Genomic DNA, 23,664 nt, shown 5'->3' with positions numbered 1-23,664 from the left:
TGTTGAATCCTCTCCGCGGCCCACGAGGGCGTGTCGTTTGTCCCCCGACTGCGACCAAATGGTCGAATGTCAAAAGCCTACCTGAGTGCGGCCGATGGCCAGCGACAGCCCCTGGCCGGTCGGCGCCGATCGTCATCGCAACGCCACGCGTGCCGCAAGGATCGTGAAGGAAGCATCCTTGCCTGATCCATATCGAAAAACGCGATAGCGCGACAAGTCGATGCGGCTTGCCAGGAGGGGCGGTAGGCTCAACACCTCTTCTCCGAGTGGCGTCATCGGGTAAGGCGTCTGGTTCGGGTTCGGTGTATGGACGTAAACGGCGTCGCTCGCGGAGTCAGCAGGCTTGACCGATGCGAACACTTGGTACGCGTCTTCGAAGCTAGTCAACTCGACTTGAGCTCTTCGAAATGCATGCAGGAGCACCGCCAAATGCCGGCGCCGATCAAGCCAGCTCTTGTTGCCGAGACCGTCCCAATCGAAATGCTGGTGGGAATAGTCGCACCACTGCTTGCGCGCCATGTCGACCTTGTATGAACGCGCCTTTCGCCATATGGCGACGTAGTAGGCACGATCAGGCTGACGTAGCATCTTCACTCGCGGGTTCGGACTCTTCATTGCGCTTGACTGTATCGAACGTGTCTGCATCGCTCGATACCAGACATTTGTGAGAGGCAGCTCCTGGCCGGGCGCAGTCAGATTGACTCATACACATCCATGAGCGCATTGCCTTTTGGGCTGCTCTTTAGCCCGCTTGTCGTATCGATCCTAGGCATCGGCGTAGGTCCAGCAGCGGTGGTGGTAATTGCTTGGTCGGGGTCGCCTGCTTGACGAGGAAGAACACTATCCCGTCTGGTTCGCATTCGCCGCCTCGCTCGGTACACGCACGAGATCCGCCGTATCGGACACCCATTGATCCGGATCTCCGCGATACGTCTCCAACCGCCGACGCGCTTCGGACCTCCAGCCGCCTTTCGCTGCCAGTTCGCAAAGCAGCGCCAACCCAATGCGGCGAAGAGCTCCGGATGCCTCCCCGCCCAGTGCCCCCTCCAGCGTGACAAGGCTCTGCTCGCTTCGGCCAGCCACGCACTGGGCCATCGAAGCAACCGCGTCTGCGACGACGCCCGGGTGCAGCAAGCTCTTGGCCTGCAATCGACGAAGCAGATCCAAGGCCTGGTCGGGTGCGAAGACGGTGAGCGCTACCTGGACGGCTTGACCAACGTGCCAGCGTCGATCGATCAGCGCATCCGCAAGCGGGGTCGCAGAGGTGGTGAGTTCCGCCGCGCCTTCGCGCCTGAGATGACGGTATGCAGAGACGATGGCCGCGAGCGAACTCGGCTGCTTCACCGCAGCGAAGTTGGCCGCCAAAGCTTGGCCAGCGGTGCGGCCATAGGTTGCGAGCAGAACCTGCGCCGCCAGTTGAACCAGCGCGGTGTCGATGTCGTCGAGCTGCCCGACGAGGGCGTCTCGCAGGGACGACTCCCCTTTCGCTGGTGGCATCTGAACGAGGCGCTCGAGAGTTTCCTTGCGAATGAGCGCGTCGGCATGTTGAAGCAACAGGGCCATGTGCTGCCCCCACGCGCGTTGGCCTTCGGGCGTCAATCCGACCTGGGGCACACGGATCGTGGAACGTGCCAACGCCGGAGAGCCGTCGAGCGCGGCGGCGCGAAGGCGCAGCCAGGTCTCCGGCTTGTCGAGGAAGTTCCAGTACGCGCGCAGCAGCGCGATGCGCACGTCCGGGTGCAGAGACGCGTCCTCATCGAAGCCTTCCAGGAAGTTGTACGCAGCGTCGCTGCGTAGGTCGCCGACGAGCCGCACGACTTCCTTGGCCACGGTGACCTTGTCCCGTGGCACCTGGCCGATCAGCCGGAGTGCCTGCGCAGCCGGCATGGCGACCACCGATTGCCGCAAGGCGTAGATCGCGACGCGGGCGCGCGCATCATCGAGCGCGGAGATCAGGGTGGGGACTCCACGGCCGCCGTCCGCGCGCCCGAGTGCTTCCAGCGCCTTGTCGCGCAGCGCCGCATCCGGAGAATCCAAGCGCGCGAGCCGGATGACCGGATCCAAGGCGAGCGACGGCATTGCGGCGTATCGCCGGACAACGCCATACAGTTCCCATGCGTTCCGTTTGGGGCTGTTCAGAATCGCAAGCAGCGAGTCGCCATAGCGCTGTTGCTGAGCCGCGGTCCAACGCTCGAAGCCGCTCTCAAAGACCGGCAGGAAGGCCGCCTGACCGGAGGAGAACCGGCCGCTGAACTGGCGCGGGGTCAAGAACGGCGTCAGCAGGTCTTGCCGGTTCCTGTGCAGGTGCTGAGCCACGGTGCTGACGGTGATCCAGCCAGGCTCTCGATCGAGCAACGGTGGGATCCATTCGTCCAACCGCTTCGGAGGCCCTATGTGCGCCAATGCCTCGAGGCCTGATCGGGCGTCATTGGCACGGCCGTCGCGGGAAAGTGCGAACAGGAGATCGGTGAAGGATTCGACCGCCCTCGCCCGGCAACCGAATGCCAGGATCAGCCGAACGGCGACGGTCCCCTGGTTGCGCTGGACCCAGGTCTCCAGCATCGGCATCAGCGGCGGCGCAACTCGCCGCATCTCCCGGTCACTCATGCGCGATTCCCAATGGGCCGCGCCGATCCGACCGATGCCTCCCAGTCGCTCGACCAGACGCGGCAAGGTGGTCGCGACGAAATCGGAGTGCATGACGATGACCCCCATCAGCCACTGCACCGCAGCCGACATGGTCATGGACGAGCAGTCACGCGCGCGAAGCGCCGCATCGATCAGCGCTGTGAAGCTGGGCAGATGCCTGGCCTCCCAGCGCGAGACAGGCAGCGCCGCCAGTGCCGTGAACATCGCGAGCCGCACCGGATCCTGCTCGTTGTCACGTGCCATGCAGAAGTCGAGCACGGCGTCCAAGCTCGCGGATTCATAGCGGGCGGAATGGACCACGGCAGCAACAGCCTGCGCGCGCAGCTCGCCATCCGGCTGCGACAGGTAAGGCCGCGCCAGTTGCGAAGCCTCAGCAAACGGCAGACAGCCGAGGAATGCCACGCGCGTCATCGGCTCTGTTTCGAGGAGGCGCGCTGAGAAAGCACGGCGTGCTTCTGACTGACGCGTCTCCTTCGATAACGCGCGTACCAGCGAGACGGGCACCGCGCCGCTGGGCGCTCGCCACCCTTCACCTGCGAGGCCGTACAGCGCTGCGCGCAGCACTGGCGTCAGCCGAGGGAATACGGCCTGCAGGTTCGGCAGCGCATCCGCCGCGTGCAGAGCACATAGGGTCTCGGGATCCAGCCTTTTCAGCACATTGACCGGCAAACCGACACGCGCCGTGCCTGCGTGATTCAGCAGGATGCCGGCCACAGCCTGAGGGAAGTGCGCCGCGTAGCGGCCCAATGGAAGCGTCGTGATCGGCATCCGGCCTGCCGCGGCCGCAAGCAGCGTCAGCCCGGCGTCGCGATCCTGGCGTAGCAGGCCATGCAGGGCTGCCACGACCCTCAGGCGAAGGACGTAAGAGACCGGCTCGGCTTCCTCAAGTTCGCGAACTAACGCATCGCGGGTGTCCCCCGGCAGCCGCTGGGCCAGCGTTGCCCATCGCGAGGGTGCGAGTGAAGCAATTTCGTCAGTGGCGAGCCTTGCAGCGATGAAGGCATCACTGGTCCAAGGCAGAAGAGGCAAACAGTCCGCCTGCGACAGCCGGGAGTGCACCGCATCGTTGACGTGCGCCCGGCCCGCCTTCCATAGCCGCCAGGCCAGTGTCTGGCGACAGCGCGGCGCCAAACCGGGCATCCGCTCGAGCACCACGTCGTCAGGAACCGTCCGCGCAGCGAGTCGCGCGGCGCGCAGGGCGAGGGATTGAGACGGATCACCCAGGAAGCCGGCAATGACGCCTACATCCCGCGACCCCGACGCGGCCATCACGGCCAGCAACCGCTCGTAGTGCACCTCCGAGCCCGCCAGGGTCTGCAGCGCTTGCGCCAGCCGGCGATTCTGGGCCGACTCCCGTCCAAGCTCGATCATCCGGCGGAATCGCTGGTCATGGCTGAGGGCGCTGACCTCATCGACGATGTCCCTCGCGGTGGGTGCGGTCCAGGGGAGCTTCATGACGATGGGAGGGTGTGGCGATAAGGGGACCGGAGGATACGGCGTCACCGTAGGAGCGTCCGGACGAAACAGGAAGCTCGCAACCGTGGATATTCACCAGCGCATTGACTCACGGGAGTTGCGACCCGGTGATCCCGCCAAGGCGTGCGAAAGGCGCGCGCCTGTGCGCCGAAATGTGCCGACTCGAAAAGCGGCCTTTGAAGGTATCTACCCGGTCCGGCTTACACCGGAAACGGCCACGCAGCCTACGGGTCGATTTGAGCCGCTCGCGCCGAGCAGAAGCGGTCGCTGAACCGGGTACGGTGCGGCGGGGCACTTTCGAGCGACAGGTTCGGATCGCGAAGCGGCCGGTTATGGCGGGAGCGGTCGCTCAGACCTTGAAGCGCGACCGACCGAGATCAGCCAGAAGCTGTCTATCGGAGGCTTCAGCAATCGATGCAAAGGCCGTGGCGCGGGAGGTCTGGCTCCCCAACTCGGCCTCCGCGGAACGCTCCACGGTCCCCCTGCATTTACCATCCACCCATGAACCAATCGCAGCACGAATACCTCGTTGTGTCGCGTGGGCTGTGGGACGAAAAAGCGTCTCGCGAGGACGTCCAGCGCGCCATCGATCAGTTCTACGTCTGGTACGAGGGCCATCTCGCGGCGGGGCGGATGATGCCCGGCAGCCGGTTGGCGCCCGAAGGCAAGCTCGTTGCCCATGGGCTGGTCACCGACGGTCCCTTCGCGGAGACCAAGGAGATCGTCGGCGGCTACTGGTTCATCGTCGCCACGAGCCTGGAGGAAGCGGCCGAACTCGCCGCGCAGAACCCCTGCCTGGCCTTCGGTCTGACGCTGGAGATCCGCCCCCTCGACGCCGAGCGGGCGCGAGCGACGGACATCACCAACGAAACGCCGCCGCCCTGGCGTCAGCGTTGAGGCCTGGCGCCGCGCCGTCGCGCAGAACAGATGTTCGTCCTCCAACCTATCGGCCATGTGCGCTCACCGCTGACGAGCCGGGAGCAGGCGCCCAAGCAAGGCGATGAAGGCGCCCCCACGGCGTGGCTGGAGTTCCTGCCCGCTTTCGAGGCGGGCCTGCGCGACCTGCAGGTCGGTGACGACATCCTGCTGCTGACCTGGCTGGACCACGGCCAGCGCGAGACCTTGAGCGTGCATCCACGCGACGACCTGAACGCCCCGCTGCGCGGCGTGTTCAGCACGCGCTCGCAAGACCGGCCCAACCCCGTGGGGCTGCACCGCGTCACGCTGGTCGAGAAGGACGGCCCACTTCGCTACAAGGCGCTCCATCTCGAAGCGTTCGACGGCACGCCGATCATCGACGTCAAGCCGGTGCTGGATCGCCTGCGGGAGCGCTAGCGCAGATACCGGTTCGGCAGATTGCCCAGCCGCGGCGCGGGCCGCCCCAAGGCCGCGAGCAGTTCGACGATGTTGGCGTAGGTATCGGCCTCGGTGCGCTGCATCTGCGGCAGCAGGCCAAGCTGGGCATAGGACAGCGGCGTCACGTCGTAGCAGACCGTCTCCCAGTCGAAGCCGCGGCCCCAGGTGATGCCTCGCACTCGCACATCAGCCCGCGCGCCAGCCGTAAGCAGCAGGCGCATGACGGGCGCCGAACGGTTGGCATTCGAGTTCACGGCGTGGAAGAGCGGCGTCTGGCCGTTCAGCCCGTCGGCGTCGACATCGGCCGCGGCGTTCGGGTCTGCGCCCAGTGCCAACAGCCGCTCGGCGACGGCCGCGTGGCCGTACTCCGCCGCCACATGCAGCAGCGTGGCGCCGTCAAGCGGCGTGAAGGTGCAGGGCATCTGCGTGCGGTGCCGCAGCAACGCTGGATTGGTCGCCACGGCGGTGGCCAGCGCGTCGGCGTCGTTGAGCAGCACGGGCGCCAGGTGCGGGTCGTCCAGCACGGCGCCACGTTCCAGCAGCAACCGAAGGCAGGTGGCAAACCGGTCCGAACGAAAGTACATCTCGATCAGATGGTTGACCACCGTCTTGCCGCCGATGCTTGAACTCGCATCGAAGCCGGCATCGAGGACGGCCCGGATGTCTTCAACGTCGTGCGTTTCAAAGGCGGTGAGCAGACGCTCGGAGATGCCGGTCATGACTTGCTTTCGGTAAGCAACCGGTGCGCCTTCACGGCGCGGCCTGGGGACTGGGGACTGGGTGTTGGGAAGCGATGCTACGACCGCCGGCCTGCCGGGCCCGCCTTCCTTTGCCAGGGCGAGCTCGCCATACTCCGGCCGGTGCAGGAACTCGAACAAATCCTGGTCCTCTTCGTCGCCGCCGTGGCACTGGCTGCCGCCGCGCGGCGTGCGGGCGCGCCCTACCCGGTGTTCCTGGCCATTGGCGGCGCGCTGCTGGCCCTGGTGCCGGGTGCACCCAGCCCCAGCCTGCCGCCCGAACTGGTGCTGGCCCTGTTCGTCGCGCCGGTTCTCGTCGACGCTGGTTACGACGCCTCATTGCGGGACCTCAGAGACAACTGGGCGCCGCTGGTCAGCCTGGTGATCTTCGCGGTCGGCCTCACGACGGCCGCAGTGGCCATGGTGGCTCACGCCCTCGTGCCGGGCCTGCCATGGGCCGCGGCCGTGGCACTGGGCGCCATCGTCGCGCCGCCCGATGCGGTGGCGGCCACTGCGGTGCTGCGGCCGCTGCGCCCGCCGCAGCGCATCCTGGGCATCCTCGAAGGTGAAAGCCTGCTCAACGATGCCAGCGCCCTGCTGATCTACCGCCTGGCCGTCGGTGCAGTGGCGGCCGGCGGCTTCTCGGTGCAGGCGGTGGCGCCGACCTTCCTGCTGGCCGTGCTGGGCAGCCTGATCGCGGGGCCTGCGCTGGGCTGGCTGGTGCAGCGCATGTTCGAGCATGTGCAGCACATTCCCACGGCCATCATCCTGCAGTTCATTGGCACCATCAGCGTGTGGCAGCTGGCGGAGCATGTCGGGCTGTCGGGCGTGCTGACCACGGTCTGCTTCGCCATGACGCTGGCGCGCATGGCACCGGCGCGCATCCCTGCCCGTGTTCGCATCCCCACCAACGCGGTCTGGGCCACGGTGGTGTTCGCGCTGAACATTTTTGCGTTCATCTTCATCGGGCTGCAGATCCGCCCCATCCTGATGGCGCTGGAGCCGTCGGCGCGAACGCAATACCTGCTGGTGGCCGCCGCGGTGCTGGTCACCGTCATCGTCGTGCGCGTCGCCTGGCACATGTCCTTCAACGCCGCGATCCGCTGGCGCGACCACCGCCACGGCTTCAATCCGCCGCGGCCGATGCTGCGGCCCAGCGTGGGCAGCGGGCTGGTGATCTCCTGGGCGGGCATGCGCGGCATCGTCACGCTGGCGGCGGCACTGGCGCTGCCCGAACGCTTTCCGGCCCGCGACCTGATCGTGCTGACGGCCTTTCTCGTGGTGCTGGGCACGCTGCTGATCCAGGGGCTGACACTGAAGCCTTTGCTGCGCGCGCTCAATCTGAAGGACGGCGACCCGGTGGCGCATGAAGAGCATGCCGCGCGCCAGCGCATGCTGGAGGCCGCCTTTGAGCAACTGCCCGCAGACGGCTCCCCCGCCGTGAGCCTGGTGCGCAAGAACCTGAAGATGCACCTGGGCCGGCCGCTGCATGAAAGCGGCAGCCCGTTCGCTTCATTCGGTGCCGAGTACGACAACAGCTACCGCGCCGCGCTGCAGGCGGCCCGGCAGGTGCTGCTGGCCATGCGCGACGCCGGCGACATCGGCGACGACGCCTTCCACACGCTGGAGAACGATCTGGATTGGCTGGAGGTGTCGGATCCGCTGCGGGCGGCGAATGCCGATGCGACGGAGTAGATGCGACGAAGTAGGGGTGATCGATTGAGGATGCCGTCTTCAACGAACCTGGACTCGACCCGGCACCGCGGCGTAGGATGATTTTTGCCTTGCCGGCCGAGCCACGGCGACAAGTTCATTGTGTTTGGCTTTGACGGAGAGTCATATGGGCTATCACTTGGAAGGTCGTCTGCTCGAGGTTTGCAACTGCAATGTGCTGTGCCCGTGCTGGATCGGCGAGGACCCAGACAACGGCACCTGCGACACCATCGTCGCCTGGCGCATCGACAAGGGCGTGATCGACGGCGTGGACGTCGGCGGCAACACCATCGCAGCCGTGGCCCACGTCCCCGGCAATATCCTCAAAGGCAACTGGACCGCCGCGATCTTTGTCGACGACAAGGCATCGGCGGCGCAGGAGGCAGCCCTGCTCAAGGTCTACACGGGCCAGGCCGGCGGGCCGGTCGCCGATCTCGCTGCCCTCATTGGCACGGTGGTGTCGGTCGAGCGGGCGCCCATCAAGTTCACCGTGCAAGACGGCAAGGGCATCCTCGAGATCGGCAGCAACTACTACGCCGAACTCGAGCCCTACCGCGGCGCGATGGGCGGGCTGACGACCTTGTCCGACACCGTGTTCTCGACGGTGCCGGGCGCGCCGGTGTTTGTCGGCAAGGCCCCGACTTACCGTTCCAAGAACCCGGCACTGGGCATCGACCTCGATCTCAAGAACCACAACGCGCTGCAGAGCACCTTCGTCTTCGACGCATGAGCGCCGCGCAGGGCCGCCCCAAGCAAGCTCGCTCCCGCTTGGCGGGAGTGAGCCCGGACATGGGATGCCCTGTGGGCATCCCATGCCTGGCGAACGCCTGGCCGCGCTGTCGGCCAGGCAAGGCCGCAGGCCGAAGGGTGCACCATTGAGCGCCGCTGGCGGCGCCGTAGCGGCGGGTCCGCCAGCCGGCGATTCCCGTCATCGCCGCGTGTTCCTCGTCGTGCTGAGCGCGTTGGCCGGGCTCGCCTGGCTGGCGCTGTGGGCCTGGGCGGGCAGCCCTTATGGCCGCTACCTCGACCACGGCGACTGGACGGCCTCGGGCCCGGCCGCCTCCGTCTGCCGGGCGATCCCCGGTGGCAACGTCATCGTGCCCGCCCTGCTCTACAGCGCCGCCTGGATCCTGATGACCACGGCCATGATGCTGCCGACCACCCTGCCCCTGTTCAATGCCTTCGACCGGTTGACGGCGCGGCGGGCGGACCACCGCCGGCTGCTCCTGCTGCTGGGCCTGGGCTATATGGCGGTGTGGGGCGGCTTCGGGCTCGTGGCCCATGTGCTGCACGCGGGGCTGCTGGCGCTCGTCAACGGCGTGCCCCTGCTGGCCTGGCATGGCTGGCTGATCGGCACGACCATCATCGCCTTGGCCGGGGTCTTCCAGTTCAGCAGCCTCAAGCACCGCTGCCTGGAGAAGTGCCGCACCCCCTTGAGCTTCGTCATGCAGCATTGGCGCGGCCACGCCGAGGCGCGGCACGCGTTCATGCTGGGCGCCCACCACGGCCTGTTCTGTGTCGGCTGCTGCTGGGCATTGATGCTGCTGATGTTTGCGCTCGGCACCGGCAGCCTCGGCTGGATGCTGTTGCTGGCCGCGGTCATGGCGGTTGAGAAGAATGTCCGTTGGGGCCACCGGCTGAGCACGCCGCTGGGCGTCGCGCTGCTGGGCTGGGCCGCGGTCCTGGTGGGGGTCCATGTCTGAGTCGCGCGCCGGCCTGCCCCTGCTGAAGACCTTGGCCCTGACCACGACGGCGATGCTGGCCTTCGCGGCGAATTCGCTGCTTTGCCGGCTCGCCCTGCGGCAGGATCTCATCGATGCGGCCAGCTTCGGCAGCATCAGGCTGGCCGCCGGGGCGGTCACGCTCGCGGCCATCGTGCGGCTCAGGCCCGGCCAGGCCGCCGCCACGCATTCCGACTGGCTCGCCGCGGCCATGCTGTTCGCCTACGTCGCCTTCTTCTCCTTCGCCTACCTCAGCCTGTCAGCGGGCACGGGCGCCCTGATCCTGTTCGGCGCGGTCCAGGTGACGATGTTCAGCGCCGGGCTGCGCTCGGGCGAGAGGTTCCGGCCCCTGGCCTGGTTCGGCCTCGCTCTGGCCGTGGCGGGGCTGGTCTATCTGGTGTCACCCGGCGTGGCGGCGCCACCGGTCCTCGGCGCGGCCATGATGGCGGCAGCGGGCCTGGCCTGGGGCCTGTACTCGCTGCGCGGCCGCGGCGTGAGCGACCCGTTGGCGGCAACAGCGGGCAACTTCCTGCGCGCCACGCCACTCGCTCTGCTGGTGAGCCTGCTGTTCGCAGCCCAGGCGCGCGCCAGCACCACCGGTATCGCCCTGGCCGTCGCCTCGGGCGCCGTCACGTCCGGCATCGGCTATGTCATCTGGTACGCCGCGCTGCGCGGGCTGTCCGCGCTGCGGGCCGCGACCGTGCAGCTGTCGGTGCCGCTGATTGCCGCATTCGGCGGCGTGGCGCTGCTGTCGGAGGCCGTCACCCCGCGCCTGCTGCTGGCCTCGGCGGCCATCCTCGGCGGCATTGCGCTGGTGCTGGCCAGCAAGTCGCGGCGCTGATCACGGGCAGCGCAGGAAGACGCCCTGCACGGTGCATGAACCGCGCGGTCCGACAAGGGTGGGGCCGACCCGCGTCAGCGTCGAGCCATCGCTGGCCAGGCAGGTGGCGGCATTGCACTGGGTCACGGTGACCGGCGCTTGCGGACGCGGCAAGGCCACGGGCGGCACGGTTGGCATGGGCACCCGGGGCGCCACCACGCCAGGCCGTGCGGGCGCGGTCGGCACCACCCAGCTGTGCTGCGAGGGCGGCGGCGAGGTGGTGAGCCCGCCAAGGCAGGCATCCGCCACGCGCTTGCGCAGCGGCTGCAGACGCACGGCCACCGAGTGCTGGCGCTGCTGATCGGACAAGCTGGTCGATGAAGCGGCAGCGGCCGCCGCGATGGCCTCCTCCGCTTCGTCCAGCGCATTCAGCGCGATGCGGCAGGCCGCTGATCTGGGCAGCTCCTCGGCCTGAGCAGCGCCGACCATCCCGCAAAAGGTGGCGGCGAGCAGAAGGACGGCGAAGCGTGCAGTCATGGCCTGGCAATCTTGCGCCATTCTTCGCAGGGGCGCTGTAGGCCAGTACCGGCGGCTCAGGTCCGACGCAGCCGCGGCCAGGCCAGCAGTGCTACCAGCCCCAGCCCGCCCGCCAGCGCATAGCCGGCCACGCTGGCTGCGTTGGCCGCGCCGTCCACACCCAACAGGTCCAGCGCCGCCACGCCGGTCTTTTGCAGGTTGAGGTAGAGCGCGAACAGAAACAACGCGAGGAAGGTGCGCGAGCCCTGGGTCAGCCGGCCCAGCAGCGTGGCGGCTGCGCTCAAGAAGAGCAGGCCGGCCACGCAGGCCAAGGCTTGCACCGTTGAGATCCGCAGCAAGGCCGGCAAGGCCAGCAGCAGCCCCAGCCCCAAGGCCGCCAGCACCTGGCGCCAGCCGCGCTCCCATGCGCCGCCGGGTACTGCGCTGGCCAGAGCCCATGTGCCGCTCTGCAGATCACGCGAACTCACGTCCGCCACCGCCATGCCCCAGGCGCACAACGTTGCGGCCAGCAGCGCGGGAACGAGGTCCGTCGACACCACCGCGCAGGCCACCGTGCCGGCCCCCATCGCCAGGGCCAACAGCGGCTGGCTGAGCAACACCAGGCTCACGTCCGCCAGCCAGCGGCCGGGCAGGCCTGGCAGGCGGGCGCTGGCGCGCAGCAACAGGCCAAGGGCGGCGGTGAAAGGCCGCAGCAGCGGGCGCAGCAGCCATTGCAGCAACTGCACGATGCGCCAGCGACCGGCGGGGTTGCGCAGCTTCACGCGGTCTGGTGCATAGCGATGGAAGAACATCACGGCGGGCAGCAGCGGCAGCAGGGCCAGCGCCATCGAGCCCAGGCGCAAAGCGATCAACTCAGCGCTCCACAGGCCAGCGGGCATGTGCAGGCGGGGCAGCGTCGCGTCGAAGGGGCTGCCACCGACGCTGATGTGGGTCACGTCCATCAACTGGCTCACGCCGACCAGCAACGGCGACATGCCATTGATGTCGAACACCTGCCAGCCGGTCAGCCGCACGGCGCCCTGCCCCAGCGTGGCCGGGATGAAGGCGAACTGCACCATCCAGAAGACCCAGTAGAGCGCGTCGCCACGCTTGCCCATCAGCGGCGCCCAGGCGTCGGCCAGCACGGCCAGGCTGGCGCACAGCATCAGGCCGGGCGCCAGCCCGAACACCAGCATCTGCAGATAGGGCAAGGGCTGCAACGGGCCTTCGCCGCGCACGAGTTGCAACACCCAGACCGTCAGCATCACGACGGTGCCCAGCGAGAGCAGGAAGCCGAAGGCGCCCAGCCAGCGCGCGCCCAGCAGCTGCGCGTTGCTGACGGGTGTGGCGGCCAGCACGGCAGCCGTGCCGCAGCGCACGTCTTCCTGCGTGCGGCCACGCGCCAGGTAGAAGCCAGCCAGGCCGAACAGCAGCGACGCGATCAGGTTGCTCGCAAAGGCGAGTGCCTGGCTCTCGTAGGCGATGCGCTGCTTGTTCACGACCATCATGGCCATGCCACTTTTCGGGTCCAGCACCATCAACCAGCTCACGGCCACCACGGCCAGCAGGATGACGAGGCTGCTGAGCCGGCGGCTGCGCAAGCGCCATTCGTTCAGCACCAGGGTCTTGTAGAGACTGGTGTTCATGCGGCCTCCCGCGCATCGGCATAACGCTGGACCATCAGCGCCTCTTCCAGGCTGGCGTTCGCCGGCTCGGCCTCGGCAAAGGGGCGCGACGGATGCGCCATGCGCACCTGAATGCGGCTGCCCTGAGGCTGGGCCTGCAGCACCTGCACATGGCCCTTCAGCGCTTCGTAATCGGCTGGCGCGAGCTGGGCCATCCAGACCTTGCCCACGGCGCGAGCGATCACGGCTTCAGGGGTTTCGAAGGCGACAAGGCGGCCCTGACGCATGACGGCCAGGTGCGAGGCCATGTTCTCGACGTCCGACACGATGTGGGTCGACACGATGACCAGGCGCTTGCGCCCGAGGTCGCCCAGCAGGTGACGAAAGCGCAGGCGCTCCTCGGGGTCGAGACCAGCCGTGGGTTCGTCGACGATGAGCACGTCGGGGTCGTTCAGCAGGGCCTGCGCGATGCCCAGGCGCTGGCGCATGCCGCCCGAGAAGCCGATGGCCGGGCGGTGGGCCTGCTCGTGCAGGTTCACCAGCTCCAGCAGGTCGTTCAGCCGCTGCCGGTCGCGCACGCCCTTCAGCGCCGCGAAGTACTGCAGGAACTCGAGTGCCGTCAGATGCGGGTAGACGCCGAAGTCCTGCGGCAGATAGCCCAGGCGCCGGCGCATCAGTTCGGGCTTGGCGACGATGTCCTCACCGTCCAGCAGGATGCGCCCGCTGGTGGGCCGCGTGAGCGTGGCCAGCATCTGCATCAGCGTGCTCTTGCCCGCGCCGTTGTGGCCGATCAGGCCGACGACACCGGGCTTCAATTCCAGTGACACGCCGTCGACGGCATTGAGTTTTCCGAAGCTCTTGGAGACGTTCTGGATCTGCAGCATGGCCACTCCTCATCTTGTGAATGAGCGCAGCCTAGGGATCCAGAGGCCAGCCTCCAACGCGCTTGCGACAGACCGCTCACCGCGCGGTTCAGGCCGGCGAAAGCGCGGCCTGGGCCGGCGTCAATCGACGACGCCAAACAGCGGCCCGAGCTCGCTCCAATGGTCGTTGCGTCCGAGCCTGGGCGCGTAGAGGCTGGACACGGCGCCGTCAAGATACAGCGCCTCCCTGCAGTGCAAATCGTCGCGAAAGAAGCTGGCGAACTCGTGCAGCGTGACGGGCTGCTCGGTGATGACGAACAGGGCTTGTGAACCCAGCACACAGACGCCGTTGCGGATATAGCGCGACGCCGAATTGGCGCTGAAGGCCGGATGGATCTGGCCGTCCTTGAGCAGCAGCGGCCCGGACTGGGTGGCGAACAGGACACCCTCGCGCAGCGCCGGGTAGTCCACCGCGTCGACGACCTGAGCTCCGTGAGCCGTCAGCAGGAAAACACCGTTGGGCTTCAGAAAGAAGTTGCCTTCTCCACTCAATAGATTGAGCGGCGCGAGCTCGCGCCCGTCGATGACCAGCAGCCCGACGGGGCTCGCGTCCGCGTGGTACATGCCGGCGTTCATGCCGAAAGCCAGCGTCTTGCCCTGTCCTCTCAACCAGGCCGACAACTTGTCCAGCCGACGCAGCGGCCGGCCCCGGTCATCCTGCCAGAACAGACGCAGCTTCTGCGTGGCGAGGTCCACGCGCACGACAGTGAAGCGGCCATCGCCTTCAGCGCGGGCAGCCAGGCTGGCCACCACCAGCGCAGACCCCAGCACCAACGCCAGCAGCAGCCGCTTCATCGGCCACGCCCCCGCAGCGGCTTGAGCAGGCCCCGCAAGTCGTTGTGATCCATCTCGTACATCAAGGCCAGCAGCCGTCCGATCTCGCCCTTAGGAAAGCCTTCGCGCGCAAACCAGCCCAGGTAGTTGCCGGACAAGTCCGCGATCAGCGTGCCCTTGTGTTTGCCGAAGGGCATCTCGGTCGTGACGAGCTTCAGCAGGTCTTCCGGATTCATGTCTTGAGCCGGTAGCCCACGCCCGCCTCGGTCACCAGCCACTGCGGCCGGTTGGGATCGGCCTCGAGCTTCTTGCGCAGATTGGCCATGTGCACGCGCACGTAATGCACGTCCTCGGCATGGCCCGGGCCCCAGACCGCCTTGAGCAGGTGCTGGTGGGTCAACACGCGTCCCGGAGCGTTGGCAAGCTCCTGCAGCAGCCGGTATTCGATGGGCGTCAGGTGCAGCTCTTCGCCGGCTTTGGTGACCGTGCGTAACGCGCGGTCCATGGCGACGTCACCAAAGCGCAGCACCGGGTCGGCGTCGTTGCCGCCGCCGCCGTGCCTGCGCAGTTGCACGCGCACGCGGGCCAGCAGTTCGGCCACGCCAAAGGGCTTGACGAGGTAGTCGTCGGCGCCGGCGTCCAGGGCCTGCACCTTGCGGTCCTCGCCCTCACGGGCCGACAGCACCAGGACGGGCGCCTGCGACCAGCCGCGGAACTCGCGGATGAAGTCCAGGCCATCGCCATCGGGCAGGCCCAGGTCCAGCACAACCAGCTCGGGACGGCGCGTGGCCGAGTCGATCAACCCGCGTTGCAACGTCGCCGCCTCGAAGACCTCCAGGCCTTCGCTCTCCAGCGCCATGCGCACGAAGCGCCGGATCTCCGGTTCGTCCTCGATCATCAACACGCGTGCAGCGCTCACTCTGGTTTCTCCGCCGGCGGCTGGCCGAGCGGCAGTTCCACTCGCACACAGGCACCGCCGGTCGCGACATTGTGGGCGCTGATACGGCCGTCATGCGCCTCCACGATGGCCTTGCAGATGGCCAGGCCCAGGCCGACACCGGGCGTGGCGCTCTCGCGGTCGCCGCGCTCGAACTTGTCGAAGAGCTTGTCCTCGAGGCCCGCGGGAAACCCAGGGCCGGCGTCGCTGACGTCGATCTCGACATGCCGCCCCGCCGTGCGCGCCCGGATGCGGATGGCGCCGGCCGCGTACTTGGCCGCGTTCTCCAGCAGGTTGACGAGCACGCGCTCGATCAGCACGGCGTCCAGCTCGACCAGGGGCAGGTCCGCCGGCAGATCCACGACAACCTCGCGGTCGATCAAGGCTTCTTCCAGGCTCGCCAGTGCGCTGCCGACGACCTCTTGCAGCGGCAGCCAATGCCGGTTCAGCTGCACCGTGCCGGATTGAAGCCGCGCCATGTCGAGCAGGTTGCCGACCAGCGCAGTCATGCGCAGCGCCGAGCGACGCATCGCGTCGGCCACCTCGGCCTGAGGCGTGTTCAGCGGCGTGAGCTTGAGCGCATCCGCCAGCCCCACCAGCGCGGCCAGCGGCGTGCGCAGATCGTGGGACACGGCCGTCAGCAGCGAATTTCGCAGCCGCTCGGACTCGATCTGCAACGTGCTCTGCTGGGCCACCTCGATGTAGTGGATGCGCTCCAGCGAAATGGCCAGCAGCGCTGCACAGGTGTCCAGCAGCTCGCGCTCCTCGGGCGACCAGCGGCGGCCCTGCCCTTGGACGGCCAGCACGCCACGCAGCCGCATCGGCGCGGTCAGCGGCAGCATCAGGCAGGGGCTGGCCGGCAGCGTGTCGGTGCCCTGCCCTGCCGGCTGGCCATGGTCGAAGGCCCATTGGGCGACACCCAGGTCCGGCTGCACGCCTGCGCCCGGCAGCGCCACCAGCATCTCGCGGCCGGGCGTGGCCCCTGGCGGCGGCGCCAGCACGGCCGAGGCGGCGCCGAACTCGGCGCGCAGGAAGCGCGTCGCGATCTCGGCAACCTGTTCCACCACCAGCGCGGCACCGAGGTCGCGCGACATCGTGTACAGGCCGCGCACGCGCCGCTCACGCTCCTGGGCCGCGCGGGCCTGGGCCTGCAGCCCGGCCGCGAGCTGGCCGATGACGAGGCCGACGAGCAGCAGCACGGCGAAGGTGACGAGATATTGCGCATCGCCGACGGCAAACGACCCTCTCGGCTCGACGAAGGCGAAGTCGAAGGCAGCCACGCCGAGCAGCGCCGCCAGCGCCGCCGGCCCGCGGCCAAAGCGCAGCGCAACGCCAACAACGTTGAGCAGATAGAGCATGGCGATATTGGTCGGCGCCATGAAACCCAGCAACACGTGGGCCAGGGCCGTCGTCAGCGCGACGCCCGCCAGCGCCGCCGCATGGCCGCGCCAGGCCTGCAGAGGAATCAGGGCACCACGCGTCGCCGCCGCGGGCTGCTCGCGCGCACCGGTGGGCAGCGCCACCTGCAACACGTCCATCTCGTCGGCCAGGCGGCTCAACGCCTCGGCCAGGGACGGCCGGCCAGGCCAGCGCCAGGCCTGCTCGCGCCGGCCCACCACGAGGCGGGCCAGGTTGTGCTCGCGCGCATAGCCCACCAGGGCCGCGGCGACCTCGGGCGCCGACAGTTCGGCGGTGCGGGCACCGAGCGACTGCGCCAGCTCCAGCGTGCGCTGCACGCGCTGGCGGGCGGCGTCGCTCAGGCCCTGGGCCGTCTGCACGTGCACGGCATGCCAGTCCAGCCCGAGCTGCTGCGCCAGCCGGGCGGCGCTGCGCACGACCTTTTCGCTCGCCGCCGCCGGGCCGATGCAGGCCAGCAGCGACTCGCGGTTGGGCCACACCGTCCCGGCGCTGTGCTCGCGCCGGTAGGCCTGCATCTGGTCATCCACGCGGTCCGCCGTGCGGCGCAGGGCCAGCTCGCGCAGGGCCAGCAAATTGCCCTTGCGGAAGAAATTTTTGGCGGCGCGCTCGGCCTGGTTCGGCAAATAGACCTTGCCTTCCTTGAGCCGCTGCAGCAGCTCGTCGGGCGGCAGGTCGACGACGACCACCTCGTCGGCCGCATCGAAGACCTTGTCGGGCAGGGTTTCCCAGACACGGATGCCGGTGATGCCGCCAACGACGTCGTTCAGGCTCTCCAGGTGCTGCACGTTCAGCGTCGTCCAGACCTCGATGCCGGCCTCGCACAGCTCCTGCGCGTCCTGCCAGCGCTTGGCGTGGCGCGAGCCCGGCGCGTTGCTGTGGGCCAGCTCATCCAGCAGGAGCACGCCGCCCGCTTGCTCGCGGCCCCAGGCCAGCGCGGCATCGAGGTCGAACTCGCGCAGGGTCTGGCCGCGGTGGACGATGTCCTTCAGCGCCAGGCGCGGCAGATCGCGCGCGATGGCCTCGGTGTCGGCGCGGCCGTGGGTCTCGACGACGCCGATGCGCACCACCCGGCCTTGGGCGCGAGCCGCATGCGCGGCGGCCAGCATGGCGAAGGTTTTTCCAACACCCGCGTTGGCGCCGAAGAAGATCTTCAGCCGGCCGCGCTGGGCGGCGGCTTCGTCGCGCTGCAACTGGGCCAGCAGCGCGTCGGGGTCGGGGCGGGTGTCGGTCACAACCATCCGAGGCGCTTGAAGCGCCAGTACAGCGCCCCGCTGACGAGGACGATCACGCCCAGCGCCATCGGGTAGCCCAACGTCCATTTCAGCTCGGGCATGTGCTCGAAGTTCATCCCCCAGATGCCCGCCAGGGCCGTGGACGCCGCAAAGATGGCGGCCCAGGCGGCCAGGCGTTTGGTGACGAGGGACTCGTCCAGCGTGACCAGGGTGAGGTTGACCTGGGTCGCCGCGATGATGGTTTCGCGCGCGGCGTCGATGCTGGCCTGGATGCGCAGCAGGTGGTCGTAGACGTCGCGGAAGTAGTCCTGCAGGGCCTTGCAGACGACGGGCACGCGGCCACCGTGCAGCTTGGCCGTCACCTCCAGCAGCGGCGTGACGGCATGGCGCAGCGTGGCCAGGCGCTGCTTCAGCGCGAACAGGCGCTGCACGACGGACTGGCGATCCTGATGGGGCTGGAACATGGTCGCTTCCAGTTGCTCCAATTCGGCCTCGATGGCGTCGATGAGCGGGAAGTAGCGGTCCACGACGGCGTCCATCAGTGCGTAGAAGACGAAACCTGGCCCCTGGCGCAGCAGATGCGGCTCGCGCTCCGCACGCCCGCGCACGCCCAGGAAACCCTGGCTGCTGCGGTGGCGTACCGAGACGATGAAGCGCGCGCCGACGAAGACGTGCACCTCGCCCACCTCCAAGCCGTCGGTGCTGGTCTCCAGCAGATGCATCGCGGCGAACAGCATGTCGCCGTACTCTTCCACTTTGGGCCGCTGATGGCCCTTGCGGGCATCCTCGACGGCCAATGGCGGCAAGTCCAGCTCGTGCTGCAGCAGGTTGAGCTCCTCATCGCTCGGGTCGCGCAGCGCGATCCAGACAAAGCCGCTCGTTCTCTCCAGCGCCTCGGACACCCCCTCCAGGCTGGGCTCGGCCACGATGCGGCCATCCTCGTACACGGCGCTGTTGATCAGCATGGCGGTCTGCCTGGAGTCATCTTGCGGTGATCGTCGCACGCTCCAGCGCGAGGTTCAGGGCCAGCACGTTGACGCGCGGCTCGCCGAGGAAGCCGAGCCGGCGGCCCTCGGTGTGCTGCTCGACCAGCGCCCTCACCTGCTCCGGTGGCAGCCCACGTGCGCGGGCGACGCGGGCGAGCTGGTAGTCGGCGGCGGCCCGGCTGATGTGGGGGTCCAGGCCGCTGGCGGAGGCGGTGACGAGGTCGACCGGCACCGGCGCCAGGTTGCCCGGGTCGGCCGCGCGCAAGGCGTCGATGCGCGCCTTGACCGCATCGACCAGGGCCGGCGCCGTCGGCGCGAGATTGGAGCCGCCGGAGTTGGCCGCGTTGTAGGGCGAGGGCGCGGTGGCCGAGGGGCGGCTCCAGAAATGCCCGGGGTCGGTGAAGGCCTGGCCGATCAGCTCGGAGCCGATCGGCCTGCCGTCCTGGATGAAGAGGCTGCCATTGGCCGCATGGGGAAAGAGCGCCTGCGCCAGGCCGGTGACGGCCAGCGGGTAGGCCAGGCCGGTGACGAGGCTGAGCAGCACGAACAGGGTCAATGCGGGGCGGAGTTGGGTGTTCATGATTCAAGCAAGGTGAAGGGCCACGAGCAGCAGATCGATGGCCTTGATGCCGATGAAGGGGACGATGACGCCGCCCAGGCCGTAGACGAGCAGGTTGCGACGCAGCAGCGCGGCGGCGCCGATGGCGCGGTAGCGCACGCCCTTCAGCGCCAGCGGGATCAGCACGACGATGATCAACGCGTTGAAGATGACCGCCGACAGGATGGCCGAGTTGGGACTGGCCAGGCGCATGACGTTCAGCGCGCCGAGCTGCGGATAGGTCGACACGAAGGCCGCCGGCAGCACGGCGAAGTATTTGGCCAGGTCGTTGGCGATGCTGAAGGTCGTCAGCGACCCACGCGTCATCAGCATCTGCTTGCCCGTCTCGACGATCTCGATGAGCTTGGTCGGGTTGCTGTCCAGGTCGACCATGTTGCCGGCCTCTTTCGCGGCCTGGGTGCCGCTGTTCATCGCGACGGCCACGTCGGCCTGGGCCAGCGCCGGGGCGTCATTGGTGCCGTCGCCGGTCATGGCCACCAGCCTGCCCTGGGCCTGGTGCTCGCGGATCAGCGCCAGCTTGGCCTCGGGCGTGGCCTCGGCGAGGAAGTCGTCCACGCCAGCCTCGGCGGCGATGGCTGCGGCCGTCAGCCGGTTGTCGCCGGTGACCATGACCGTCTTGATGCCCATGCGGCGCATCTGCGCAAAGCGCTCCTTGATGCCGGGCTTGACGATGTCCTTGAGTTCGACGACGCCGAGCACCCGCACGTCATCGACGACAACCAGCGGCGTGCTGCCCCGGCGGGCGGCCTCGTCGACGCTGGCCTGCACGCTGGCCGGCCAGCGGCCGCCCAGGGCTTCAACGTGAGCGCGCACCGCGCTGCCAGCACCCTTGCGGATCCGGCGGGCGCCAAGATCCACGCCGCTCATGCGCGTCTGCGCCGTGAAGGGCACGAACTCGCCCCGTTCCGTGGCCGTGGCCGTGGCCGCGCCGAACTTGCGGTCGGCAAGCGCCACGATGCTGCGGCCCTCGGGCGTCTCGTCGGCCAGCGACGCCAGGCGCGCCACCTCGGCGAGCTGAGCCTCGCTGGCGCCTTCTACCGGCCAGAACGCATCGGCCTGGCGGTTGCCCAACGTGATGGTGCCGGTCTTGTCCAGCAGCAACACGTCGACGTCGCCCGCGGCTTCAACAGCGCGGCCCGAGGTGGCGATGACATTGGCCTGCAGCATGCGGCTCATGCCGGCCACACCGACGGCCGACAGCAGGCCGGCGATGGTGGTCGGAATCAGGCAGACCAACAGCGCCACCAGCACGACGAGGCTGACCGGCTCGCCCGCGCCGGCCACCGCCACGCTGAACTGCGAGAACGGCAGCAGCGTGGTGCAGACACCCAGGAAGACCAGCGTCAGCGCGACCAGCAGGATGGTCAGCGCGATCTCGTTGGGCGTCTTCTTGCGCTTGGCGTTCTCGACCATGGCGATCATGCGGTCGACAAAGGTCTCGCCGGGGTTCACGGCCACGCGGGCCACGACCCAGTCGGACAGCACGCGGGTGCCGCCAGTCAGCGCCGAGAAGTCGCCGCCGCTCTCGCGGATGACGGGTGCGGACTCGCCGGTGATGGCGCTCTCGTCCACCGAGGCGACGCCGTCGATGACCTCGGCATCGGCCGGCACGACATCGCCGGCCTCGATCAGCACGACTTCGCCCTTGCGCAGCGTGCCGGCCTCGCGGGGGTGCCACTTGATCGTGTCACGTGGCGCACCGGGCTTCCAGTCGTCGGTCAACTTGGCCCAGGTTTCCTTTTTCAACCCGCGCAGCGACGCCGCTTGCGCCTTGCTGCGGCCCTCGGCCAGAGCCTCGGCGAAGTTGGCGAACAGCACGGTGAACCACAACCAGACCGTTACCGCGACAACGAAGCCGTTCGGTTGCGCGACGGACAGCGCCGTCGTCAACAGGCTGCCGAGATAGACCACGAACATCACCGGGTTGCGCAATTGCGTGCGCGGGTCCAGCTTGCGGAAGGCGTCGACCAGGGCGGCACGAGTCAGCGCCGGGTCGAGGAGGGAAAAACCAGCGCGAGTCTCAAGAGAGCGACGGGCCGCTCCCGAGCTCTCTTGCCCCCCTCGGGGGGCCTGGCGCACAGCGACAGGTTCGGGGGCACTCATGATTTGCTCCAGAGGATGAGGTGCTCGACGACGGGGCCCAGGGCCAGCGCCGGCACATAGTTCAGAAGACCGACCAGCAGCACGGCGCCGATCAGCAGCACGACGAAGAGGGGGCCATGCGTGGGCAGGGTGCCCTCGCCCGCCGCCAGCCGCTTCTTGCCCGCCAGCGAGCCGGCCATGGCCAGCACCGGCACGATGACGCCGAAGCGGCCTATCCACATCACCAGGGCCAGCAGCCCGTTGTAGAAGGGCGTGTTGGCCGACAGGCCGGCGAAGGCGCTGCCGTTGTTGTTGCCGGCGGACGAGAGCGCGTACAGCGCCTCGCTGAAGCCATGCGCGCCAGGCGCCGCGATGCCGGCCTTGCCGGGCTCCACGATCACGGCGACGGCCGTGCCGATGAGCACCGCCAATGGCGTCAGCAGGATGGCCAGCGAGACCATCTTCATCTCGTGCGCCTCGATCTTCTTGCCGAGGTATTCAGGCGTGCGGCCAATCATCAACCCGGCGACGAAGACGGCCAGGATGGCGAACACCAGCATGCCGTACAGACCCGCGCCGACGCCGCCGAAGACGACCTCGCCGAGCTGCATCAGTACCATGGGCACGGCCCCGCCCAGCGGCGTGAAGCTGTCGTGCATGGCGTTGACGGCGCCGCAGCTGGCGGCCGTCGTGATGACGGCGAACAGCGAAGAGGCGTCGATGCCGAAGCGCACTTCCTTGCCCTCCATGTTGCCGCCCGACTGCGTGGCCGTCTGGGCCGAGTCGACACCCAGCGCTGCGAGATGCGGGTTGCCGGCCTGCTCGGCCGACGTGGCGATGACGACGGCGACAACGAACATCGCCGTCATCGCCCCCAGCAGCGCCCAACCCTGGCGCATGTCGCCAACCTGGCGGCCCAGCACGAAGCACAGCGCCGCCGGGATCAGGAAGATGGACAGCATCTGCAGCGCATTGGTCGCCGCGGTCGGGTTCTCGAAGGGGTGGGCCGAGTTGGCGTTGAAGAAGCCACCGCCGTTGGTGCCCAGCATCTTGATGGCGAGCTGCGAAGCGACCGGACCGAGAGCAATGCGCTGGCTCTGGCCGTGCTTGTCTTCCATGACGGGCTGACCGTCGGCGCCCTTCAGCGGCTGGCCGGCTTCGTCGAGCTTGGGCTCCTGCCATGTCTGAGCCTCAATGGTCGTGACGTCCTGATAAGGCTTGAGCGTCTGCACGACGCCCATGCCGGCGAGAACGATGGCGAAGACGAAGGACAGCGGCAGCAGCACCCACAGCGCGGCGCGGGTCAGGTCGGCCCAGACGTTGCCGATGGCCTGGGCGCTGTGGCGCGCGAAGCCACGCACGAAGGCGATGACGACAGCGATGCCGGTAGCGGCCGACAGGAAGTTCTGCACCGTCAGCGCGAGCATCTGCGTCAGATAGCTCATCGTCGACTCACCGCCATAGCCCTGCCAGTTCGTGTTGGTCACGAAGCTGATGGCAGTGTTGAAGGCCGAGTCTGGCGACACCGCGGCCAGGCCCTGCGGGTTCAGCGGCAGCAGATGCTGCAGGCGCTGCAGCGCATAGACGGCAGCGATGCCGAGGGCATTGAAGACGAGCAGGCCGAGGGCATAGCGCAGCCAGCCTTGCTCGGCGTCGGCATCCACGCCGGCCAGCTTGAGCAGGCCGCGCTCGACGCGGCGCAGCCACCCGACGCGGCCTTCCATGGCCGCGTGAATCCAGCGTGCCAGTGGCCAGGCCAGCACGAGCAGCACGACAAGAAAGACGATGAGCTGGACCCAGGCCGAGGTACTCATGACAAGTCCTCCGGGAACAGCAGCGCCCAGAACAGATAGCCGACAAGCCCGACGACGAGGATGGCGGCGGCGAGTTCGAAGCCACTCATGACTTCCTCCTCGCCAATTTTTCGCAGCCCCAGGCCGCGAGCCCGGTCAACAGCGCGAGAGCCGCGCCCAGAACCAGAAACATGATGTCCATGACACCTCCATAACGATGGAAGTGATTCTGGAAATTGCGCCCTCAAAGCCTCGCCAAGATCGAGGCGGGGGGTATCAAGAAAGC

At 68.3% G+C, this 23,664-nt stretch carries 21 protein-coding genes; 6 read left to right on the top strand and 15 right to left on the bottom strand.

Going from position 1 to position 23,664, the window contains the following annotated elements; translation table 11 throughout:
• Nucleotides 1-132: 132 nt before the first annotated feature.
• Together AC1DW0_RS02890 and AC1DW0_RS02885 are read right to left on the bottom strand one after the other, a co-directional pair.
• Nucleotides 133-615 (bottom strand): hypothetical protein, encoded by a 483-nt coding sequence (locus AC1DW0_RS02890; RefSeq protein WP_477944858.1) that lies wholly within the window; start codon nt 613-615, stop codon nt 133-135.
• A 225-nt stretch (nt 616-840) separates the two neighbouring features.
• Nucleotides 841-4,104 carry a hypothetical protein gene (locus AC1DW0_RS02885; protein ID WP_457393404.1) on the bottom strand — a complete coding sequence of 1,088 codons (3,264 nt, stop codon included), beginning with the start codon at nt 4,102-4,104 and terminating at the stop codon, nt 841-843.
• A gap of 522 nt (nt 4,105-4,626) precedes the next feature.
• Here AC1DW0_RS02885 and AC1DW0_RS02880 point away from each other — a divergent pair.
• Together AC1DW0_RS02880 and tsaA are read left to right on the top strand one after the other, a co-directional pair.
• Entirely contained in the window at nt 4,627-5,022 is a 396-nt protein-coding gene (locus tag AC1DW0_RS02880) for a YciI family protein (protein ID WP_477944856.1), read from the top strand.
• A 30-nt stretch (nt 5,023-5,052) separates the two neighbouring features.
• Entirely contained in the window at nt 5,053-5,460 is a 408-nt protein-coding gene (gene tsaA, locus AC1DW0_RS02875; protein ID WP_477944854.1) for a tRNA (N6-threonylcarbamoyladenosine(37)-N6)-methyltransferase TrmO, read from the top strand.
• On the opposite strand, the gene AC1DW0_RS02870 is transcribed toward tsaA, so the two are convergent.
• Complete coding sequence (locus tag AC1DW0_RS02870) at nt 5,457-6,200, bottom strand: ankyrin repeat domain-containing protein (RefSeq protein ID WP_477944853.1); 744 nt, start codon at nt 6,198-6,200, stop codon at nt 5,457-5,459. The two genes, tsaA and AC1DW0_RS02870, sit on opposite strands and share 4 nt — an antisense overlap.
• A 141-nt stretch (nt 6,201-6,341) precedes the next feature.
• Here AC1DW0_RS02870 and AC1DW0_RS02865 point away from each other — a divergent pair, with 141 nt between their 5' ends.
• The 4 genes from AC1DW0_RS02865 to AC1DW0_RS02850 all read left to right on the top strand — a co-directional run bounded on the left by AC1DW0_RS02865 (nt 6,342) and on the right by AC1DW0_RS02850 (nt 10,493).
• Nucleotides 6,342-7,913 carry a cation:proton antiporter gene (locus AC1DW0_RS02865; RefSeq protein ID WP_477944851.1) on the top strand — a complete coding sequence of 524 codons (1,572 nt, stop codon included), beginning with the start codon at nt 6,342-6,344 and terminating at the stop codon, nt 7,911-7,913.
• 145 nt (nt 7,914-8,058) lie between these two features.
• A complete protein-coding gene (locus AC1DW0_RS02860) occupies nt 8,059-8,661 on the top strand; it encodes a DUF1326 domain-containing protein (protein ID WP_477944849.1) in 603 nt (200 codons plus the stop codon).
• A gap of 145 nt (nt 8,662-8,806) precedes the next feature.
• Nucleotides 8,807-9,634 (top strand): DUF2182 domain-containing protein, encoded by an 828-nt coding sequence (locus AC1DW0_RS02855; protein WP_477944847.1) that lies wholly within the window; start codon nt 8,807-8,809, stop codon nt 9,632-9,634.
• A complete protein-coding gene (locus tag AC1DW0_RS02850; RefSeq protein ID WP_056195971.1) occupies nt 9,627-10,493 on the top strand; it encodes a DMT family transporter in 867 nt (288 codons plus the stop codon). The genes AC1DW0_RS02855 and AC1DW0_RS02850 overlap by 8 nt, the downstream gene beginning before the upstream one ends.
• Here the strand turns inward: AC1DW0_RS02850 and AC1DW0_RS02845 are convergent, their stop codons facing one another.
• From AC1DW0_RS02845 to kdpF, 12 genes are all read right to left on the bottom strand, one after another.
• Nucleotides 10,494-11,009 (bottom strand): hypothetical protein, encoded by a 516-nt coding sequence (locus AC1DW0_RS02845; RefSeq protein ID WP_056195968.1) that lies wholly within the window; start codon nt 11,007-11,009, stop codon nt 10,494-10,496.
• A gap of 56 nt (nt 11,010-11,065) precedes the next feature.
• Nucleotides 11,066-12,634, bottom strand: a complete 1,569-nt coding sequence (locus AC1DW0_RS02840; RefSeq protein ID WP_457355009.1) for a hypothetical protein — start codon at nt 12,632-12,634, stop codon at nt 11,066-11,068.
• Nucleotides 12,631-13,497 carry an ABC transporter ATP-binding protein gene (locus tag AC1DW0_RS02835; protein WP_457355011.1) on the bottom strand — a complete coding sequence of 289 codons (867 nt, stop codon included), beginning with the start codon at nt 13,495-13,497 and terminating at the stop codon, nt 12,631-12,633. The genes AC1DW0_RS02840 and AC1DW0_RS02835 overlap by 4 nt, the downstream gene beginning before the upstream one ends.
• Nucleotides 13,498-13,617: 120 nt before the next feature.
• Entirely contained in the window at nt 13,618-14,331 is a 714-nt protein-coding gene (locus tag AC1DW0_RS02830; protein WP_457355013.1) for a phosphodiester glycosidase family protein, read from the bottom strand.
• Nucleotides 14,328-14,546: a DUF3820 family protein gene (locus tag AC1DW0_RS02825; RefSeq protein WP_056195958.1), complete on the bottom strand. Its 219-nt coding sequence runs from the start codon at nt 14,544-14,546 to the stop codon at nt 14,328-14,330. The genes AC1DW0_RS02830 and AC1DW0_RS02825 overlap by 4 nt, the downstream gene beginning before the upstream one ends.
• A complete protein-coding gene (locus tag AC1DW0_RS02820) occupies nt 14,543-15,208 on the bottom strand; it encodes a response regulator (RefSeq protein WP_056197196.1) in 666 nt (221 codons plus the stop codon). The genes AC1DW0_RS02825 and AC1DW0_RS02820 overlap by 4 nt, the downstream gene beginning before the upstream one ends.
• 17 nt (nt 15,209-15,225) lie before the next feature.
• Entirely contained in the window at nt 15,226-17,904 is a 2,679-nt protein-coding gene (locus tag AC1DW0_RS02815) for a DUF4118 domain-containing protein (RefSeq protein ID WP_200955259.1), read from the bottom strand.
• Nucleotides 17,895-18,863: a magnesium/cobalt transporter CorA gene (corA, locus tag AC1DW0_RS02810; RefSeq protein WP_457324986.1), complete on the bottom strand. Its 969-nt coding sequence runs from the start codon at nt 18,861-18,863 to the stop codon at nt 17,895-17,897. Before corA ends, AC1DW0_RS02815 begins: the two co-directional genes overlap by 10 nt.
• Before the next feature lie 16 nt (nt 18,864-18,879).
• Nucleotides 18,880-19,464: a potassium-transporting ATPase subunit KdpC gene (gene kdpC, locus AC1DW0_RS02805; protein WP_477944843.1), complete on the bottom strand. Its 585-nt coding sequence runs from the start codon at nt 19,462-19,464 to the stop codon at nt 18,880-18,882.
• Between the two features lie 3 nt (nt 19,465-19,467).
• Entirely contained in the window at nt 19,468-21,606 is a 2,139-nt protein-coding gene (gene kdpB, locus AC1DW0_RS02800) for a potassium-transporting ATPase subunit KdpB (protein ID WP_457393142.1), read from the bottom strand.
• A complete protein-coding gene (gene kdpA, locus AC1DW0_RS02795) occupies nt 21,603-23,399 on the bottom strand; it encodes a potassium-transporting ATPase subunit KdpA (protein ID WP_457355019.1) in 1,797 nt (598 codons plus the stop codon). The genes kdpB and kdpA overlap by 4 nt, the downstream gene beginning before the upstream one ends.
• On the bottom strand, nt 23,396-23,488 hold the full coding sequence (gene kdpF, locus AC1DW0_RS02790) for a K(+)-transporting ATPase subunit F (RefSeq protein WP_082532572.1): 93 nt from the start codon (nt 23,486-23,488) through the stop codon (nt 23,396-23,398). Before kdpF ends, kdpA begins: the two co-directional genes overlap by 4 nt.
• Nucleotides 23,489-23,664 lie beyond the last annotated feature (176 nt).

The sequence above is a fragment of the Roseateles sp. P4_D2 genome (assembly GCF_056401875.1).
The sequence above is the reverse complement of the archived record's forward strand: the minus strand, read 5'-3'. Positions and strand labels throughout refer to the sequence as shown.

Coding starts and splice junctions, on each gene's coding strand:
- AC1DW0_RS02860 (WP_477944849.1), top strand. CDS start 8,059: ATGGGCTATCACTTGGAAGGTCGTCTGCTCGAGGTTTGCAACTGCAAT.
- kdpF (WP_082532572.1), bottom strand. CDS start 23,488: ATGAGTGGCTTCGAACTCGCCGCCGCCATCCTCGTCGTCGGGCTTGTC.
- kdpC (WP_477944843.1), bottom strand. CDS start 19,464: ATGAACACCCAACTCCGCCCCGCATTGACCCTGTTCGTGCTGCTCAGC.
- AC1DW0_RS02830 (WP_457355013.1), bottom strand. CDS start 14,331: ATGAAGCGGCTGCTGCTGGCGTTGGTGCTGGGGTCTGCGCTGGTGGTG.
- AC1DW0_RS02880 (WP_477944856.1), top strand. CDS start 4,627: ATGAACCAATCGCAGCACGAATACCTCGTTGTGTCGCGTGGGCTGTGG.
- AC1DW0_RS02845 (WP_056195968.1), bottom strand. CDS start 11,009: ATGACTGCACGCTTCGCCGTCCTTCTGCTCGCCGCCACCTTTTGCGGG.
- corA (WP_457324986.1), bottom strand. CDS start 18,863: ATGCTGATCAACAGCGCCGTGTACGAGGATGGCCGCATCGTGGCCGAG.
- AC1DW0_RS02840 (WP_457355009.1), bottom strand. CDS start 12,634: ATGAACACCAGTCTCTACAAGACCCTGGTGCTGAACGAATGGCGCTTG.
- kdpA (WP_457355019.1), bottom strand. CDS start 23,399: ATGAGTACCTCGGCCTGGGTCCAGCTCATCGTCTTTCTTGTCGTGCTG.
- AC1DW0_RS02850 (WP_056195971.1), top strand. CDS start 9,627: ATGTCTGAGTCGCGCGCCGGCCTGCCCCTGCTGAAGACCTTGGCCCTG.
- AC1DW0_RS02825 (WP_056195958.1), bottom strand. CDS start 14,546: ATGAATCCGGAAGACCTGCTGAAGCTCGTCACGACCGAGATGCCCTTC.
- tsaA (WP_477944854.1), top strand. CDS start 5,053: ATGTTCGTCCTCCAACCTATCGGCCATGTGCGCTCACCGCTGACGAGC.
- AC1DW0_RS02885 (WP_457393404.1), bottom strand. CDS start 4,104: ATGAAGCTCCCCTGGACCGCACCCACCGCGAGGGACATCGTCGATGAG.
- AC1DW0_RS02835 (WP_457355011.1), bottom strand. CDS start 13,497: ATGCTGCAGATCCAGAACGTCTCCAAGAGCTTCGGAAAACTCAATGCC.
- AC1DW0_RS02815 (WP_200955259.1), bottom strand. CDS start 17,904: ATGGTTGTGACCGACACCCGCCCCGACCCCGACGCGCTGCTGGCCCAG.
- AC1DW0_RS02890 (WP_477944858.1), bottom strand. CDS start 615: ATGAAGAGTCCGAACCCGCGAGTGAAGATGCTACGTCAGCCTGATCGT.
- AC1DW0_RS02870 (WP_477944853.1), bottom strand. CDS start 6,200: ATGACCGGCATCTCCGAGCGTCTGCTCACCGCCTTTGAAACGCACGAC.
- kdpB (WP_457393142.1), bottom strand. CDS start 21,606: ATGAGTGCCCCCGAACCTGTCGCTGTGCGCCAGGCCCCCCGAGGGGGG.
- AC1DW0_RS02820 (WP_056197196.1), bottom strand. CDS start 15,208: ATGATCGAGGACGAACCGGAGATCCGGCGCTTCGTGCGCATGGCGCTG.